This window comes from Bradyrhizobium sp. NAS96.2 (assembly GCF_001908235.1).
Classification (GTDB): Bacteria; Pseudomonadota; Alphaproteobacteria; order Rhizobiales; family Xanthobacteraceae; genus Bradyrhizobium.
Genome location: NZ_LGHK01000213.1, coordinates 16,109 through 34,005, shown reverse-complemented (window position 1 = coordinate 34,005; position 17,897 = coordinate 16,109). Strand labels below are relative to the sequence as shown.

General features: G+C 65.1%; 14 protein-coding genes. 5 read left to right on the top strand and 9 right to left on the bottom strand.

The genetic code is table 11. From position 1 onward, the window contains the following. From AC628_RS34890 to AC628_RS34875, 4 genes are all read right to left on the bottom strand, one after another. On the bottom strand, positions 1-527 hold a 527-nt coding region (locus AC628_RS34890; protein WP_074131235.1), incomplete at its 3' end, for a GNAT family N-acetyltransferase. Positions 528-545: 18 nt separating this feature from the next. Beyond that, the gene (locus AC628_RS34885; RefSeq protein WP_074131234.1) at positions 546-2,903 is read right to left on the bottom strand and encodes an Orn/Lys/Arg family decarboxylase; all 2,358 of its coding nucleotides are present in this window, start codon (positions 2,901-2,903) and stop codon (positions 546-548) included. Between the two features lie 103 nt (positions 2,904-3,006). Continuing rightward, positions 3,007-4,155, bottom strand: a complete 1,149-nt coding sequence (locus AC628_RS34880) for a DJ-1/PfpI family protein (RefSeq protein WP_074131233.1) — start codon at positions 4,153-4,155, stop codon at positions 3,007-3,009. 180 nt (positions 4,156-4,335) lie between these two features. Further along, entirely contained in the window at positions 4,336-4,848 is a 513-nt protein-coding gene (locus tag AC628_RS34875) for a tetratricopeptide repeat protein (RefSeq protein WP_245321486.1), read from the bottom strand. Between the two features lie 321 nt (positions 4,849-5,169). Here AC628_RS34875 and AC628_RS34870 point away from each other — a divergent pair, with 321 nt between their 5' ends. Beyond that, positions 5,170-5,556, top strand: coding sequence for an ester cyclase (locus AC628_RS34870; protein WP_074131232.1), 387 nt, complete (start codon positions 5,170-5,172; stop codon positions 5,554-5,556). Positions 5,557-5,574: 18 nt separating this feature from the next. Here the strand turns inward: AC628_RS34870 and AC628_RS34865 are convergent, their stop codons facing one another. Continuing rightward, on the bottom strand, positions 5,575-7,308 hold the full coding sequence (locus AC628_RS34865; protein ID WP_074131231.1) for an adenylate/guanylate cyclase domain-containing protein: 1,734 nt from the start codon (positions 7,306-7,308) through the stop codon (positions 5,575-5,577). 130 nt (positions 7,309-7,438) lie between these two features. After that, positions 7,439-7,993 carry a PAS domain-containing protein gene (locus AC628_RS34860; RefSeq protein ID WP_074131230.1) on the bottom strand — a complete coding sequence of 185 codons (555 nt, stop codon included), beginning with the start codon at positions 7,991-7,993 and terminating at the stop codon, positions 7,439-7,441. 490 nt (positions 7,994-8,483) lie between these two features. Between AC628_RS34860 and AC628_RS34855 the strand changes: the two genes are divergently transcribed. Then, positions 8,484-9,281, top strand: coding sequence for a rhomboid family intramembrane serine protease (locus tag AC628_RS34855; protein ID WP_074131229.1), 798 nt, complete (start codon positions 8,484-8,486; stop codon positions 9,279-9,281). A 189-nt stretch (positions 9,282-9,470) separates the two neighbouring features. Beyond that, positions 9,471-9,899, top strand: coding sequence for a CBS domain-containing protein (locus AC628_RS34850; protein WP_074131228.1), 429 nt, complete (start codon positions 9,471-9,473; stop codon positions 9,897-9,899). 3 nt (positions 9,900-9,902) lie between these two features. Here the strand turns inward: AC628_RS34850 and AC628_RS34845 are convergent, their stop codons facing one another. After that, positions 9,903-10,952 carry a patatin-like phospholipase family protein gene (locus AC628_RS34845; RefSeq protein WP_074131227.1) on the bottom strand — a complete coding sequence of 350 codons (1,050 nt, stop codon included), beginning with the start codon at positions 10,950-10,952 and terminating at the stop codon, positions 9,903-9,905. 256 nt (positions 10,953-11,208) lie between these two features. Here AC628_RS34845 and AC628_RS34840 point away from each other — a divergent pair, with 256 nt between their 5' ends. After that, the gene (locus AC628_RS34840; protein ID WP_074131226.1) at positions 11,209-12,279 is read left to right on the top strand and encodes an RgsD C-terminal domain-containing protein; all 1,071 of its coding nucleotides are present in this window, start codon (positions 11,209-11,211) and stop codon (positions 12,277-12,279) included. A 237-nt stretch (positions 12,280-12,516) separates the two neighbouring features. Further along, positions 12,517-15,000: a putative bifunctional diguanylate cyclase/phosphodiesterase gene (locus tag AC628_RS34835; RefSeq protein ID WP_074131225.1), complete on the top strand. Its 2,484-nt coding sequence runs from the start codon at positions 12,517-12,519 to the stop codon at positions 14,998-15,000. Between the two features lie 10 nt (positions 15,001-15,010). Here AC628_RS34835 and AC628_RS34830 read toward each other — a convergent pair whose 3' ends face one another. Further along, positions 15,011-15,574 (bottom strand): nitroreductase family protein, encoded by a 564-nt coding sequence (locus AC628_RS34830; protein WP_074131238.1) that lies wholly within the window; start codon positions 15,572-15,574, stop codon positions 15,011-15,013. Between the two features lie 84 nt (positions 15,575-15,658). Then, positions 15,659-17,707: a threonine--tRNA ligase gene (gene thrS, locus AC628_RS34825; RefSeq protein ID WP_074131224.1), complete on the bottom strand. Its 2,049-nt coding sequence runs from the start codon at positions 17,705-17,707 to the stop codon at positions 15,659-15,661. Positions 17,708-17,897: the final 190 nt, after the last annotated feature.

Genomic DNA, 17,897 nt, shown 5'->3' with positions numbered 1-17,897 from the left:
GCGGTGGCGCCGGCAGCGAGCGAGCGCTGCACCATCACGGTGTCGGACCAGCGGCCGTAGCGATAGGCGACGCCCGGCAAATGCCCGACGCGAGCGAAGCCGAAGCGATCGTGCAGCGCGAGCGATGCGGCGTTGTCGCTGTCGATGTAGCCGATCATCTGGCGAAAGCCGGCTGCGGCGCAGATGTCGACCAGCTCCTGCAGCAACTTGCCGCCGACGCCCTTGCCGGTGAAGCGGTGGTGAATATAGATCGAGTGCTTCACCGTGTAGCGATAGGCCGGACGCTTGCGGAACTGAACGACATAGGCGTAGCCGACCACCTCGCCGTCGCACACCGCGACCAGATGCGGCAGGCGGGTGCTGCGCAGGTTCTTGCGGCGGTCGCGCAGATCGTCGGGCTCCGGGGTGCCAGAGTCGTCGACGCTCTCCTCGATGCCGTGGCGGATGTGGTGGCGGTAGATCGACAGCATCGCATCGACATCGCTGTCACGGGACGGACGGACGGTGATCTTCTGATCATTCTCCATTGCGTGTAGACCGTTCCCTTATTCGGAGACCACGTAAGTGTAGAAGCGGACCCGGCCCGCATCGTCGATCTCCTTGTAGATGCCTTGCACCTCGACCTCGAAGCCCGGGAACGCGTTGAAGCTCGCCTCGAACATCTTGAGATAGTCGATCATCGGCTTGCTGCGTTCCGACAGCCGCTCGCCCGGCACGATGGTGGCGATGCCGGGCGGGTAGACCACGAACGGCGTTGCGGCGACGCGGCCGAAGATCTGGTCGATCGGCAGATAATCGACGTCATTGCGGATCAGGTATTGTGCCGCCTGACGCGGCGACATCGCGATCTCGGGGAGATGCTCGGGCAGGAATTGCCTGGCCTGCAGCGTGCTGACACCGCCGTCGCGGAAGAAGCGATGCATGTCGCCGCAGAGGTCGCGCAGCCGCACCCCGCTGTAGCGTTGCGGGCGGCGGCGGAAGAATTCGGGGATGACGTCCTCGATCAGCGCGTTGTCGTCGTGCAGCTTCTTGAAGGCGACGAGCCCGGAGACCAGTGTGCCGGCCTTGCTGGCCTCGACGCCGGGCGTCAGCAGGAAGAGCAGGGAGTTGAGGTCGTTCTTCTCGGCGACGATCTGGTTCTCGCGCAGATATTGCGCCACGACCGGCGCGGGGATGCCGTGATCGGCATAGGCGCCGGTGGCGTGATCGAAGCCCGGCGTCAGCAAGGTCAGCTTGTTCGGGTCGGTCATCGCGAAGCCTTCCGTCAGTTCGGGGAAGCCGTGCCAGGTTTGGCCTGGGCTGAGCTGCCAGTAGGACGGAGTGGTCGCGAGCTGATCGGTCGAGATGGTCTCCCAGGCGACATTGTGCACGCCGTTCTCGCGCGCGACGTCCGGGATCATGACGCGGTCCGGCACGAACGGCTCGAAGAACCAGCGCCGTTCGGCGCGCGTCTCCTTCTCCTCGAACTCGCGCTTCACCGCGCGGATCTTCTTGCGCAGCTCGATGCCGAGCCGGATCGTATCGTCCCACAGGACTTCGCCGGAGCGGCCCTTCATCATCTGCGCGCCGACGTCGAGCGAGGCGAAGATCGGATAGAACGGCGAGGTCGAGGCGTGCTGCATGAAGCTTTCGTTGAAGCGGCGGTGCTCGACCCGGCGCTTCTGGCCCTTGATGTGGCGGTCGCGGATGTGGATCTGCGAGGCTTGCGAGAAGCTCGCGAGCTGCTTGTGGGTCGACTGGGTGGCGATGATGCCGGGCGCCTCGGGGCCGAGATTGGCGAGCCCCATCGCGAAGCGGCCGGCATAGATCGGGTGGAATTTCATGAAGCCGGCCCAGGCCTCGTCGAACAGGATGTAGTCGCAGAGGTGGCCGATCCGCTTCAGGATCATCTCGGCGGAGTGGATGGTGCCGTCATACGTGCACTGCTCGACCACGGCGACGCGGAACGGGCGTTCCTTCTTCCAGGCGTTCTCGTCCTTGACCAGCGGGTGCTTGCGGATGTGATCGCGCAGCGTGCCCTCATCGAGCAGGTCCCAGCGCATCGGGCCGATCAGGCCCCAGGCGTTGCGCACGGTCGGCACATAGACCGGGATGCCGCCGCCGATCAGCAGCGCGCCGTGGTGCGCGGCCTTGTGGTTGTTGCGGTCGAACAGCACGAGGTCGCCGTCGGTGACCAGCGAGCCGAGCGCGACCTTGTTGGAGGTCGAGGTGCCATTGAGCACGAAATAGGTTTTTTCGGCGCCGAAGATCTTCGCCGCTTCCTTCTGAGCCCGCAGCGCCGGTCCCTCATGGGTGAGGAGGTCGCCGAGGTCGAGCACGGAATTGTCGAGGTCGTCGCGGAACACGGCTTCGCCGAGATGCTCGACGAACACCCGGCCGATCGGACTGCGGCTGTAGAACACGCCGCCATTGTGGCCCGGGCAGGTCCAGAGCTGGTTGCCTTCCTCGGCATAGTCGACCAGTGCCCCGAAGAACGGTGTCTTCAGGTTCTCGGCATATTGCTTGAGCCTGGAGATCAAATTCTTCGCGATGAAGGGCGGGGTTTCCTCGGACAGGAACACGTAGCCGTCGATGAAGTCGAGCACCTCGACCGGCAAATCCTCGAAGCGCTTGCGGCGGATCAACAGGATGATCGGGAAGTCGAGGCCGCGCCGCCGCATCAGATTGATCAGCGCCGCGGTCTTGCCCTCGAGGCCCTTCTTGCCCCAGTCGACCACCATGCAGCCGATCGCCGCATCGGTCTGCACCGCGATCTCGGCATCTTCCAGCTTGCGGGCGCGGACCACCTCGAAGCCGGAGCGCTCGATTTCGGTGATGATCTGGTTGAATCTGATGCCTTCGAGGTCGTCGGCCTCGAAAACCGGCGCGGCGAACAGGAAGTTGAAGCGTTTGAAATAGTCCATGCGTGTCCCCGAACTGTGCTGGCGCTGACGTGTCGGCACTATTCATGACAAACAGATGACAATGGGGATCGCAGACTATCAAATGCGAATGGAGGGGCGCTTTTCAGCGCACGGCGTGGCCTCTCGGATATTCGAGCTGGACGGCGACGAAGTCCGCCGTGCCCGAGCCATAGCGTGCCTCGATCCCGGCAAGCACCTGGTCGAGCGCCTGCGCAGGCGGTGTCGCGCCGACCGCGGGCAACAGGCGGTCCGCGGGCCAGCTGGTGGCCACGATTTGCGGATAGATGCGCAGGCCGTTGCGGGTCGTCACGGGATCGGCGCTCGCGGCGAAGGTCGCTGCGTGCGAGCGATAGGTGCGCGACCAGCTGTCCGCCACCAGCGCCAGCGAGACCTCGTCGACGTCAGGGACAAGTGCGAGGCCGAGCTGCTCCCGGTTCCAGAATGCCAGCGTGTTCCGGATCGCTGTCAGCGCGAACGGGCGGGTGAACTTGAAGGCGTTGCTGTCATGCCGCGCATCCCAGCCGGCCAGGCCGATCTCGCGGGCGACGGCCTCGGCCTTCTCGCGGCCGGCGATCGCCTCGATCAAAGTAAGCGACATCGGCATCGACGCCGAAATGCCGGTCGTCGTCGCGACGCCGCGGTCGACCACGATGCGGCGGTCGGCGACGTAGCGGATCGCGGGATGATTGTCGCGCCAGTTCTTCAGGTAGAACCAGTGCGTGGTCGCGCGCCGTCCGTCGAGCAGGCCGGTCGCGGCGACAACCTTGCCGCCGGCGCAGATGCCGACGATCACGGCGCCTTGCTCCGCCTGCCGCCGGATCCATTGCATGACGGCCGGATCGTCGTCGCGGCTCATCGCCGGCACGATGACGTAGTCGGCGCCGTCGGGGTGCGCAGCATCGAATGCCGCAATCGTGGCATCAGGCTCGACCTTCAGCACCGGGAACAGCGTGACCGGACCTGGCCCGGTCGCAAGCGTGACGACATCGGCGATATCGGCACGCTTGAGGATGCCGTAGGGCATCAGATAGTCGGTGGTCTCGGTCATGTCGTTGATGCCGATGATCGCGATCAACGGGCGGGCGCGCTTCGGCTTGAGCGCCGCGAGCGTGGCGTCGTGCTCTTGCGTCGCGATCGGCGGCTGAACCCGGAACGCCGATGTGGCGGGCAGGGTGAAGAGCCAGATGCCGCCAACAATTGGAACCAGCGCGGCCACGGCGATGCCGCTCCACGCGAGAAGCCGCCAGGTCATGATGATCGATCTCGTATCCGCTTCGGTCGCACGGCGCGGAAACTAGTTGGCGCGCATGCGGATCGGAATGGCGAAATTCCCGCAAAAACGGACACGCGCGCAGCCCCGGATGAGCGCGAGCGACATCCGGGCCGATGTATCCCTGCATATTGCCTTTGCGCATGCAGGCGACCAGTTCGTTCAATAGACGAGACTTGTCCCCGGCGGCTTCTCGAGCGCGGCTGCCAGCGAGCGATATTCCTCGCATGTCGTGCCGCAGATTTCGGCGATCCGGCTCAGATGATACTGGGCGGCATCGCGGTTGCCCTGTTCGATCTGCCACAAGCCGTAATAGTTCCACGTCAGCACGTGGTTCGGATCGGCCTTCAGCGCACGTTCGTACCAGACCTGCGACTGCTTGTAGTCGCCGAGCTTGCGGTAGGAGTAGCCGATCAGATTGGCGACGTTGGGATGATCGTCGTTGCCGAGCGCGTGCAATTGTTCGATGGCGGCGGCGTAGTCGTTGCGCTCGTAGATCGTTGCATAGGCTGCGCGATAGCCGTCACGGAATGCCGGATCGTCGAAGCTGGATTGCTTGGCCGGTCTTTTCTTCTGCGTGGTCCGCTTGCCCTTCTCCTGAGGGTAGGATGGCGGAGCGGGGGGTGCTGTAGCTCGATCCGTAGAGCTCTCCGCCGCCTGCTCCTCCTCCGCCACCCCCGCCGCCGCCGGCAGCGTGGGCGGTCTGCAGTGGGAACAGGATGATCGGCGCTGTCAGAAATGCCGCAAGCATTGCGAGCTTCGTCGGTGACTTGATCATGCGCACCTCCCGATTCGACGTGGACCGTCATTGGTCTGAAGCACTAACTCTCGATCGCAGGAGACATTCCGCGTGTTCTGAAAAATATCTGTTGATGCGGCAATCGCACTGTCGCTTCCGGACGTTGCACTTGCGCGTGCGGGCTGGTTCGCGATCCGACGACGGCACTGAAACTAACTTCGGTGTTAGAATCTGACGCGCAGCGACAAGGACGATTGATGATGCAGACGGACCTCGCCGAGATCTACCGGAATTACATTGCCTGTCTGAACCGGCAGGATTGGCCGCAGCTTGGCCAATTCGTCGGCGACGACGTGTCCCACAACGGCCGGCGGCTCGGTCTGTCGGGTTATCGCGAGATGCTGGAGCAGGATTTTCGCGACATCCCGGACCTTCGATTCAACATCGCGCTACTGGTGTCAGATGCGTCCTATGTTGCGTGCCGGCTGGCGTTCGACTGTTCGCCGCAGGGAAGATTTCTCGGACTCGACATCGACGGCAGGCGTGTGTCGTTCACCGAAAACGTGTTCTACAAATTCCGTGACGGCAAGATCGTGGAGGTGTGGTCGGTGATCGACAAGGCGGCGATCGAGGCGCAGCTGTAAGCGGTGGCTGACGCGGCGCTATTTCTGCTCCAGATGCCAGGCACTGTCCCAATCCGCTGCCGGCGGATTTTGCCTGAAGGCCGCAACGCGCGCCTTCATTGCGGTCGACGGTCCGTCGCCCGGCACCGCAGCCAGTGCCGCGGCGAAGGCCAGCTCGGCGTCGTCCCAGCGGCGCTCGCGATAGGCGGCGAGACCGTCCGCGTAGTGCTGCCGCAGTTCGGTCTGCGCCGGCGACAGTTCGTCCTTCTTGCCGATGATCTCGAACACGGCGACCGGCTGGGTCTGGCCGACGACGACGAGACGATCGATCTCGCGCAGCTCGATGATGGTGGCGCAGGCCGCGGCGGTCGCCTCCGAGATCAGGCTGCGGCTGCCGTAGAACTTGTTGGCGCCTTCCAGCCGCGAGGCGAGGTTCACGGTGTCGCCGAGCACCGTGTAGCTCATCATGAATTCGGAGCCGATGCTGCCGACCAGCGCCTCGCCCGTGGCGATGCCGATCCTGATGTCGCAGTCGGCCGGGATCGCGCGCACGCCGAGCAGCTCGGGCAGATCCTTGCGCAGCTGGTTGACCTGGCCGACCATGTCGATGGCGGCAAGTGCGGCGAGGTGGGTCTGCTCGGCTTCCTCGACGAAGGGCGCGCCCCAATAGGCCATGATGGCGTCGCCGATATATTTGTCGATGATGCCGCGATGCGCGTGGACCGGCGCCGACATCGTCGACAGATAGAGGTTCATGATCTTGACGAGGCCGCGCGGCGTCACGCCTTCGCTCAGGCTGGTGAAGCCCTTCATGTCGCAGAACATCACCGTCATGATGCGGCGCTGGCCCTCGGTGGCGGCGATTGCCGGCTGCTCGAGCAGGCCCTCGGCGATCCGCGGATTGATGTAGCGGCCGAACGTTTCGCGGATGCGCTGGTTGTGGCGCAGCGTCTCGATCATGCGGTTGAAGGCCGCCGACAGCTGGCCGATCTCGTCCTGGGTCGTGATGGCGATGGTACCGTCGAGGCGGCCGGCCTCGACCTCGCGGGTGCCCTCGAGCAGGCGCATCACCGGGCGGGTGATGCCGCTGCCGACCAGCATCGCGAACACGAAGCCGAGGATCGCGGCAATCGCAGTCACGACGCCGGAGATGATGATCGCCCGCTGCTGGGCACTCATCACCTTCGCGGCGGCCGAGGCGACCTGCGCCAGCATGTCGGCACGGATGCCTTCGATCTTGTTGCTGAAGTCGTCGCGCAGGACATCGGCGCGGAGGGTGGTTGCTTTCGCGGCCGCGAACTCCTGGGCATCGAGTTGCTCGAGCAGCGTCTTGTTCTCGGTGTTCAGGCGCATCAGGAGATCGTTGACGGCATTGTCGATGCGGTCATCGAGACGCCCGAGAGCTGCATTGTCCGATGGCGTCGACGGATCGGCGATGATTGCGTCGATCAGCACGCGGGCGGCATCGGCCTCGCGTTTGATCGTCGGCTCGATCTCGTCGAAGGTCTTGCGCGCCGCGGCGTAGCCGCCGTCTTCGCCGGGTGCGTGCATCTTGGCCATCATCATCCGGCGCATCGCCAAGGACCGCTCCAGCGAGCGGATGTTGACGCGGGCGAGATGGCCATAGGCGGGGATATAGCGGTTGTTGAGCTCGTCCAGGAGATGGCCGACCTGGCCCGCCATCACCATGGACAGCAGCGAGGTGATCACCGCGAGGACGATCAGTCCCGCGGCAATGCCGACGATCTTCTGCCTGATCGAATTCCGAAACATGCCGAGCCCCGCCGCGACTGCAATAAGCGGGTCACCCCCGCCGTGGCGGCGCACCAGCTAATAGAGTTCCACGGCCCGCGGTGCAAGCGACCGGTTCCTGCCATCCCGTCGCCAAAGCAGGCGTCAGGGACTAGCGCAGGCCCTCGTAGACCATCAGGCCGCGCGCGATCGCGAGCTTGCGCAGCGTGCGCGGCACGAACCGCTCCTGGGGATGCAGGTAACGCCACGAGGTCAGGACCAGGTCGTGCAGCCTTGTGACGTCGTCCTCGAACGGGGCGAGCAGGCCGGTGAGGCTCGCCGGCATATGGACGCGGGCTGTGAAGGGCAGCAGCAGCAGTTCAAGATGCGCCTTGGACCCGGTTTCGGTCGTCGCGGTGATGCCGGCGATGGCTGGCAGGGTCTCTTCGACGACGCAGGTGATGATGTCCTCGATCTCGCCGCGGCTCTCGCCGGTGAACAGGGCGGAAAAGCTGCGGTTCTTGAGGTCGCAGCCGAGCAGGGCGGAGGTCCGGGTGCCGGCGACGCGGAAGGGGAAGCGGGTCTCGCCGTCGTAGGACAGCACGAAGATGTCGGACAGCAGCTCGCGCACCGCGGACGGCTCGAACTCACTCCGGTCGGGTGCACGCGCGGTGCCGCGCTTCGCATTCCAATAGGCGAAGAATTCGCGGCTGGAGCTGTGTTTCATCTAAAGAACCTTGCCCGGCGCCTGGCCCGGCGGGACACTTCTGTCCCGGTTTTGCTCAGGCGCCTTCCCTTCTCTGTTGTGCAGGGAAGGCTGTGCAGCGTCCATGCCGCGGCCGCGGTTTGGGCGGCTTATCGGCAGCTTTGTGTTGTTAACGTAAATTTAACTATGTCCTTGGCGTCCCGGGAACTCCAACGTAGGGTCCGCGCGTTCCCGTTCGCCGGCTGCCCCAAGCGCCGGCGTGGTTGGTACACAGGTGGCGTCAAACAGTTTGGTCATCGTGCGGGGAGGGGTGGGGATGTTCTCCCTGATCCTCCTGGGGCACGAGAAGACCAGCCGATCAGGGAGGGTGTTCTCAGCGCCCTCCCTTTTCTTTTGTCTCGATTCCGGCACTGTGCGGCACCCTGTGTCCGATTTCGGGATTGTGCACTTGCACAGGGGTGTGAAAGCCGCCTATCTCTGATTCACAGCCGCTTTCGAGGTCGTCGACCCCTTGGACTCCCATCCCGAATCCCCGCTCGAGCCGCCGCCGGAGGCGCCGCGCGAGCCGATCCTGACCTTGCCGGCGGCGCTCACCGCCTACATCCTCCTGATCGCGGTGATCCATCTGCGGGTGCTGTTGCCGCCGGAGATGGAGAACTGGACCATCGACGTCTTCGGCTTCATCCCGAAGCGCTACGATTCGACGCTGCTCGACATCACCTTTCCGGGCGGGGAGGGCGCCAAGGTCTGGACCTTCGTCACCTATTCGCTGCTGCACGCCAACCTCACCCATATCGGCTTCAACGTGCTGTGGCTGTTGCCGTTCGGCAGCGCACTGGCACGGCGTTTCGGCGCCGTGCGCTTCTTCGTCTTCATGGCGGTGACCGCGGCCGCCGGTGCGCTCGCGCATCTGCTGACCCATGAGCACGCGATTGCGCCGATGATCGGCGCGTCGGCCTCGGTGTCGGGGACGATGGCGGCGGCGATCCGCTTCGCCTTCGTGAAGGGCAGCTTCCTGTCGTTCAGTCGCGGCGATGCCGAGGCGGCCGCCAAGGTGCCCGCGCTGTCGCTGTGGCGGGCGCTGCGCAACGGACGGGTGCTCGCCTTCCTGGCGATCTGGTTCGGCGTCAATATCCTGTTCGGCGCCACCTCGCTGTCGCTCGGCGGTGAGGAGGCGAGCGTTGCCTGGCAGGCGCATATCGGAGGCTTCCTCGCCGGGTTGTTGCTGTTCTCGCTGTTCGATCCGATCCCGCGCGAGCGAGACGATGCTGCAGATGCGTCATCGGCGGATCAGTCGAGCCGCATCTGATCCCCCGCTTGCGGGTCGGTTCGAATTCCTCCATCATCTTTGCGACGCAGAACAAAGCGGGCCGACAAGTCGAGCCCAGCTACTGACCGCGCCCCGGAACCGAAATCGGCGCGGAACTGTTGATTGAAGACTCTGGCGAACAGGCGCGGCCCGCTCAAGCGGGGCGCGAACGGATTCAGGGAGACGACAATGACGGTACGTTCCATTCTCGATGCAAAGGGCCATCAGGTCATGAGCGTCGCGCCCGGCGCGAAGCTCTCGGCTGCGGTCAAGCTGCTCGGCGAGCGCAAGATCGGCGCCGTGCTGGTGATGGAGCAGGGCCAGATGGAAGGCATCCTGTCGGAGCGCGACATCGTGCGAGTGCTCAGCGAGCGCGGCGCGGGCGTGCTGGACGAGCCGGTGAGCGCGGTGATGACCAAGAAGGTCGTCAGTTGCCGCCAATCCGATACCGTCAGCGGCCTGATGGAGATGATGACCACCGGCAAGTTCCGCCATCTGCCTGTCGTCGAGGACGGCAAGGTGGTCGGGCTGATCTCGATCGGCGACGTCGTCAAGCGCCGCGTGCAGGAATATGAGCTCGAGCAGGAAGCGCTGCGCGACTACATCAAGACCGCCTGAACGCTATTTCCCGGTGGTGCCCACGCCGCTGGACGGCGGCACCAGGATATCGATGGCTTCCTCGATCGCGCTGATGGAGCGCTCAGCCGCGCGGATGCCGTGCGCGATCAGATCGTCGGCGCGGTGGAAGTCGAACCAGCCGATCTGACCGACCCGCGGCGAGATCAGCATGTCAGGCGGATCGCCGGCGAGGCGCGCACGGGTGATGCGGTCCTGCATGATGTTGAAGGCGTCGACCATGACGCTGGAGATCCCCGGCCGGCTGGCGCTTCCGAAAAATTCCCGCTTCACGGTGCGTTCGGCGGAGAAGAAGCGGCCGAACCGGCGCTTCGGCGGTTCCGGCTCGATCTCCGCCTCGGCGGTCACCGCGACCGTCACCTCGGGTGCAGGTGCCGTGGCGCCGTGGTTATAGATCGTGGTCGAGTGCGCGAACACGTCGCTGGACAGATTCGCCGCAATGACGATCTCGGCGCCGAGGGCGCGGGCGGCCGAAACCGGCACCGGATTGACCAGCGCGCCGTCGACCAGCCAGCGGTCGCCGATCAGCACCGGCGCGAAGATGCCGGGCAGGGCGTAAGAGGCGCGCATGGCGTCGACCACGCGGCCTTGGGTTATCCAGATCTCGTGGCCGGTGCGAACTTCGGTCGCGACGCTGGCGAACTTGACCGCGAGGTCCTCGATGTTGGACTGCCCCAGCGCCGCCTCGATCTCGGCGGCCAGCTTGCTGCCGCCGATCAGGCCGGAGCCGTTGAGGCGGATGTCGAGGTAGCCGAGCACGCTGCGCGGCTGCAGGCTGCGGGCCCATTGCTCCAGCGTGTCGATATGGCCGGCCGCATAGGCGCCGCCCACCACCGAGCCGATCGAGGTGCCGACCACGACGTTGGGCACGATGCCATGGGCGAGCAGGGTCTTGATGATGCCGATATGGGCAAAGCCGCGCGCTGCGCCGCCACCGAGCGCAAGCCCGATCACGGGCCGGCGAACCGTTCCCAGTCCCACCTTGTCGGGGCCGTCGGAGCTCTTGTGGCCGCGGCCCATCCAGCTATCCAACACGACAAATCTCCTGCCAGCGCGAGACTAGGCTGCGCGACACAACTGCGCCAGCGTCGTCCGTCTTCATGGTTATTCCTACAGGCACGATTCATGCCCCGGGTGGACCGCGGTAGGCAGGGAATGTGACTGGACCGCGACGATAGGGCTAACATCGGCTTGATCGAGCGGTTCCAAATGGGGGGACAGCCCTGCCAGGACTGTGACGAAGCTTCGACGAAGGCTTGAATTTGCCGCGTTTTCGTTGAAAAGCATTGACATGACTTCGAGGGGCAACGGCATCGGCGGATGCGGGCGGGGCATGCGGCTCCTTCCGCTATTGACGCTTGCGGCATTTTTGCTCGCCCTGATCCCCGGTTCCGGCTCGGCGCAGTTCTTCAGCGACCGGCCGCCGCCGATCCCGCCGGCCTCGGTGCCGGACGTGCCGTCCGGCCCGGCGCTCAATCTGGCGCCACCGTCCGGATCCGGTTCAGGGCCCGTTCTGCCCGGCCCGTTGACCCAGCCGACCATCGTCCAGCCGTCGATTGCGACCGTGCCTCCGGTCACGCCACCGGCCGGCTCGCCGACCGCGGGGCAGGCGGTGCTGTCGCTGACGGCGCGGTACGGCAAGGATCTGCCGGTCATCAACGCCGGGCTGGTGTGGCGGGTGTTCGCCGACAAGCCGGACGACAACGGCACCTACAAGCTGATCCGCGAGGAGCGCGGGGCGACGCCCAACGTGGTGCTGCCGCCCGGCAGCTATGTCGTCCATGTCGCGCTCGGCCTCGTCAGTGCGGTGCGCGCCGTCAACCTGAAGTCGGAGACCGACCGCGAGTCGTTCGTGCTGCCGGCCGGGGGCCTGCGGATCGAAGGCCGGGTCGGCTCGAGCAAGATCCCGGCCAACCAGATTTCGTTCGCGATCTACAAGGGCAGCCAGTTCGACGGCTCGGACCGCGGACCTCTGGTGCCCAACGTGTCCGCCGGCGACGTCGCGCTGCTGCCGGAGGGGACCTACTACATCGTCTCCAACTATGGCGACGCCAATTCGGTGGTGCGCTCCGACATCCGCGTCGCGGCGGGCAAGCTGACCGACGTCACCGTCACCCATCGCGCGGCCGTCATCACCCTCAAGCTGGTCAGCGAGAAGGGCGGCGAGGCGCTCGCCAACACCGCGTGGTCGGTGATCACGCCGGGCGGCGACGTGATCAAGGAATCGATCGGCGCGTTCCCGCGCGTCGTGCTCTCCGAAGGCGAGTATCGTGCGATCGCCAAGAACGAGGGCAAGGTGTTCGAGCGTCCGTTCAACGTCGTCAACGGCGTCGATGGCGAGGTCGAGGTCGTGGCACGCTGACGCCTCACCGAATTGCATTTCATGCAACTGTCATAGTCTCTAACGCGAACTAACCATCGCGCGAATTTGAGCTGTCATAATCGCTGGCGGCGACGCGCGGCGTTGCCATTTTTACATGACGTTAAGCCGCGGCATGACTTGGATGCCACGGGGATTTTTGCTTGGGCATGATCCCATCGGAAAACCGCTTCGCATTTTTCCGGATCATGCCTGGCGTTTGCGTCAACGGGGCGTGCCATGGTCATGGCCAACAAGAAATCTGCAAAGACACCAGCCAAGTTCACTTCCGAGATGTTCGCCGACGTTCCGGTTCTGCAGCGCAAGTGGCAGGCGGCAGTCCGTCCAGGTGAAAGGCTGCCGCACTATGAAGACGTGATGCTCGGCAGCCTCGGCCGGCTTGCGGATCATATCGTGTTGTTGCGCGACGTCGATGGTGTGCTGTGCGCTTCGCATACCGGCCGCTACGTCCAGACCTGGTTGAACGACGAGCGCTGGGACATTCCGCTCAGCGCGCTGCCGCCGGATTGCGCGACGGCGTTGACCGAAGCCGCCGCGAACGCGCGCGAGAACTGCCGGCCTTATCTGGCGTCGGCGCATTGCGTGCGCGATGGTCTGGTGCGGACCTTCGACGTGCTGGCGCTGCCGACGCGGTCGCGCTGGGGCGGCATCCTGGTCGGCGTCTATGTCAACGAGCGCAACGACCAGTACAATCTGCTCGATACGATTTTCTCGGCCACCGACGAAGGCGTGCTGTCGCTCGCCGCGATCCGTGATGCGCGGGGCGAGGCGGCCGATTTCCAGATCGTTCATCTCAACCAGGGCGCAGCCAAGCTCCTGATGCAGCCGGCAACCGAATTGCTGTGGCGCCGGCTCAGCGCCGGCGGCAATCCGCTTGCCGCGCCACCGGTGATGAACCGCCTGCGTGAGCTGGTCGGAAGTGGTCCTGGCGGCCAGTTCGAGATCGACAGCGGCGATCGCTGCCTGCGGCTCGGCGTCACGGCGTTCGGCGACATGCTGTCGCTGACCGTCTCCGACGTCACCGCGCTGAAGCAGCGCGAGGTGTCGTTCCGCCTGTTGTTCGAGAACAACCCGATGCCGATGTGGGTGTTCGACGCCGTCACGATGGAATTCCTCAGCGTCAACGACGCGGCCGTTCAGCACTACGGGTATAGCCGCGATCGATTCCTCGGCATGACGCTGCGCGAGATCTGGCCGGAGGACGAGTGGGGCGTGCACAGCGCCGCCCTGCGCGAGATCGGCGACGTCTATCAATCGAGCCGCGACTGGCGCCACATCAGGGCCGACGGCACCGAAATCCACGTGCTGACCTTCGGGCGCAAGGTGACGTTCGAGGGCCGCGACGGCTATCTGGTCGCGGTGGTCGACATCACCGAACGCCGTGCCGCCGAGGCGCGGATCGCGCACATGGCGCACCATGACGGTCTCACCAACCTGCCGAACCGGGACTTCTATCAGGAGCGCCTGCGCGAGGCGCTGGAGCGCGGCCGAAGCGGCAACAAGCGCGTCGCGGTGATATACGTCGATCTCGACCTGTTCAAGAACGTCAACGACTCCTTCGGGCATCCGATGGGCGACCGGCTGCTCAAGCTGGTGGCGGAGCGGCTGCGCGAGGTGGTCCGCGACGACAATGTGGCGGCCCGCCTCGGCGGCGACGAGTTCGCGATCGTGCTTGCCGCCGATGTCTCGCCCAATGAAGCGAGCGCGTTCGCCGAGCGGCTGATCGATGCCCTGAGCGCGCCCTACACGATCGACGGGCTCGAAGTCGTGGTCGGCGCCAGCGTCGGCATCGCATTGTCGCCGGGCGACGGCACCACGTCGGAAGAACTGATGCGCAATGCCGACATGGCGCTGTATCGCGCCAAGTCCGAGGGCGGCGGCGTGCATCATTTCTTCGAACCGGAGATGGATCAGCAGGCGCAAAAGCGCCGCGACATGGAACGCGATCTGCGCGCGGCCTTCAGCAACGGCGAGTTCGAGCTGCACTATCAGCCGCTGGTCGATATCGCGGCCGACCGCATCTCAGGCTTCGAGTCGCTGCTGCGCTGGCGGCACCCGCAGAAAGGCATGGTGTCGCCCGCGGAGTTCATTCCGGTCGCGGAGGACATCGGCCTGATCGTCGCGCTCGGCGAATGGGTGCTGCGGGAAGCCTGCGCCGAGGCGATGAAATGGCCCGCCGACGTGAAGGTTGCCGTCAATCTGTCGCCGGTGCAGTTCCGCAGCCGCAATCTGGTCCAGGCCGTGATCTCGGCACTGGCGCATTCCGGCCTGCCGGCGCGGCGGCTCGAGCTCGAGATCACCGAGTCGGTGTTCCTCGCGGAGACCGAAGCCAACCTTGCGATCCTGCATCAGCTGCGCGAGCTCGGCGTCAGCATCTCGATGGACGATTTCGGCACCGGCTATTCCTCGCTGAGCTACCTGCGCAGTTTCCCGTTCGACAAGATCAAGATCGATCGCTCCTTCGTGAAGGATCTGGCGCGGCGCTCCGATTGCGTTGCGATCGTGCGCGCGATCTCCGGCCTCGGCCGCAGCCTCAAGATCACCACGACCGCGGAAGGGGTCGAGACGACAGACCAGCTCGACTGGCTGCGCGCCGAAGGCTGCAACGAGGTGCAGGGTTTCCTGTTCAGCGCGGCCAGGCCAGGTCACGAGATCGCGGCATTGCTGGCCGGCTTTGCGGAGCGCGCGTCGAAGGCCGCCTAGCTGCGCCCGTCTAGAACCGCGTCACGATATCCGACAGCGCGGGGCGCGGGCGATCCTCGCTCGGCTTGGTGGGCCGGCCGATGTGGATCAGGCCGGCGAGCTTCTCGTCCGGCTTCAGGCCGAGACCGTCGAGCACGTCGCGGTCGAAGGCGAACCATCCGGTCAGCCAGCAGGCGCCGTAGCCGAGCGCGGTCGCCGCGGTGACGATGTTCATCGCGCTCGCGCCGGCCGACAATTCCTGCTCCCACGGCGGCACCTTCGGGTGCGGCTTGGTGAAGGAGACCACGCCGATCACCAGCGGCGCGTCGGTCAGGCGCTTCTTCTCGACCTCGATATCGGCGGCCGGCGCGCCGGGGTTCTTGCGGGCGAAGACCTTTGCGATCACGTCACCGGCACGCGAGCGGGCATCACCCTCGAACACGATGAAGCGCCAGGGCGTCAGCTTGCCGTGGTCGGGCACCCGCGCGCCGATGGTCAGGATGGTCTCGAGCTCGGCCGCGGACGGGCCCGGGCCGGTCATCTCGCGCGGTTTCATCGAGCGGCGTGTCTTCAGGAGTTCAATGGCATCGGGCACGGAAATGTCCTTCAAGTGGAGTCGTGCCCCCAAGATGGGGGCACGACCAAGCCGACGAAAGCCAGTTTAGACCGATTGTGAAGATCAGGCGACGGATCGCGCCTGCTTCACGTCCGGCGGCGTCGCCTCATCGACCAGCGCGGCGATCGCCTCATCGGTCGGCATCACGGTCTGGCGCTCGCTGCCGAGGCGGCGGACCGAGACCGAATGCGTCTCGGCTTCCTTCTTGCCGACGACGAGCAGGGCCGGGATCTTGGCCAGCGAATGCTCGCGGACCTTGTAGTTGATCTTCTCGTTGCGCAGGTCGATCTCGACGCGCAAGCCAGCGCGGCGCGCCGCCGCCGCCACCACCTTGGCATATTCGTCGCCTTCGGAGGTGATGGTCGTGACCACGAGCTGGGTCGGCGCCAGCCAGAGCGGGAAGTTGCCGGCATAGTGCTCGATCAGGATGCCGATGAAGCGCTCCATCGAACCGCAGATCGCGCGATGCACCATGACCGGCGCCTTCTTCGAGCCGTCGTGATCGATGTAGAACGCGCCGAACCGTTCCGGCAGGTTGAAGTCGACCTGGGTGGTGCCGCACTGCCAGTCGCGGCCGATGGCGTCGCGCAGAACGTATTCGAACTTCGGTCCGTAGAACGCGCCTTCGCCCGGATTGATCTCGGTGCGGATCCGGTTGCTGCCCTTGGCCTTGATCTCGGACAGCACGGTCGCCATCACGCGCTCGGCGTGATCCCACATCTCGTCGGTGCCGACCCGCTTCTCCGGCCGCGTCGAGAGCTTGACCGTGAGCTCGCCGTCAAAGCCGAAATCGGCATAGGTCGACAGGATCAGGTCGTTGATCTTGAGGCATTCCTCGGCGAGCTGCTGCTCGGTGCAGAACACGTGGGCGTCGTCCTGGGTGAAGCCGCGCACGCGCATCAGGCCGTGCATCGCGCCTGACGGCTCGTAGCGATGCACGACGCCGAACTCGGCGAGCCGCAAGGGCAGGTCGCGGTAGCTCTTCAGCCCGTGCTTGAAGATCTGCACATGGCCCGGGCAGTTCATCGGCTTCAGCGCGAACCAGCGCTTGTCCTCGGCCTCGTCGCCGGCGGATTGCGCCGCGAACATGTTCTCGCGGTACCAGTCCCAGTGACCCGAGGTCTCCCACAGCACCTTGTCGAGGATCTGCGGAGCATTGACCTCGTTGTAGTCGCCGAGCAGCCGGCGCCGCATATAGGCGATCAGCTGCTGGAAGATGGTCCAGCCCTTCGGGTGCCAGAACACCACGCCAGGGCCTTCCTCCTGGAAGTGGAACAGGTCGAGCTCGCGGCCGAGCTTGCGGTGGTCGCGCTTCTCGGCTTCCTCGATCTGCTTGAGGTACGCGTCGAGGTCTTCCTGCTTGGCAAATGCCGTGCCGTAGATGCGGGTCAGCATCGGATTGTTGGAATCGCCGCGCCAATAGGCGCCGGCCACCTTCATCAGCTTGAAGGCGTTGCCGACCTTGCCGGTCGAGGTCATGTGCGGGCCGCGGCAGAGATCGAACCAGTCGCCCTGGAAGTAGATCTTGATCGGCTCATTGCCGGGAACGGCGTCGACCAGCTCGACCTTGAAGGCCTCGCCCTTGTCGCGGAACACCTGTTTTGTCTTTTCGCGATCCCAAACCTCTTTCGTAAAGGGCTTGTCGCGCGCGATGATCTCGCGCATCCGCTTCTCGATCGCGGCAAAATCTTCCGGCGTGAACGGCTCGTTGCGGAAGAAGTCGTAGTAGAAGCCGTTCTCGATCACCGGGCCGATCGTGACCTGGGTGCCGGGCCACAGCGATTGCACGGCTTCGGCGAGCACATGCGCGGCATCGTGCCGGATCAGTTCCAGCGCGCGCGGGTCTTCGCGGCCGATCAATTCGATTTTGGCGTCGGCGTCGATCGGATCGTTGAGGTCGGCCAGCGTGCCGTCGAGCGCCATCGCGACGGTGCGCTTGGCGAGCGAGGGCGAAATGCCGCGGGCGATGTCGAGGCCGGTGGTCCCTTTCGGGAAATCGCGCCTCGCTCCATCAGGGAAGGTGAGGGCGATCTTGTTCACGGGTTCTGCGGGTTTGAGGTTAGAAAGGCTGTACTGAAATCCGGATTCGGATTTGGGCGGCGTGTCGGCCATGATGTCTCCTGTAGCTCACTCCTGCGAACGAGCGCAGGTAAGCGGAAAGCAGCGGTATAGCAGGGGATTTGACGCCTGCAATCCGGCAATATCAAGAAATTGGGCCTCCCGCCGCACCGAATCGAGGGAAGCTCGCCTGCGCCTGACGGCTGTGATCGTTGCGACGCTGCCGATCATCGTCTAACGTCAA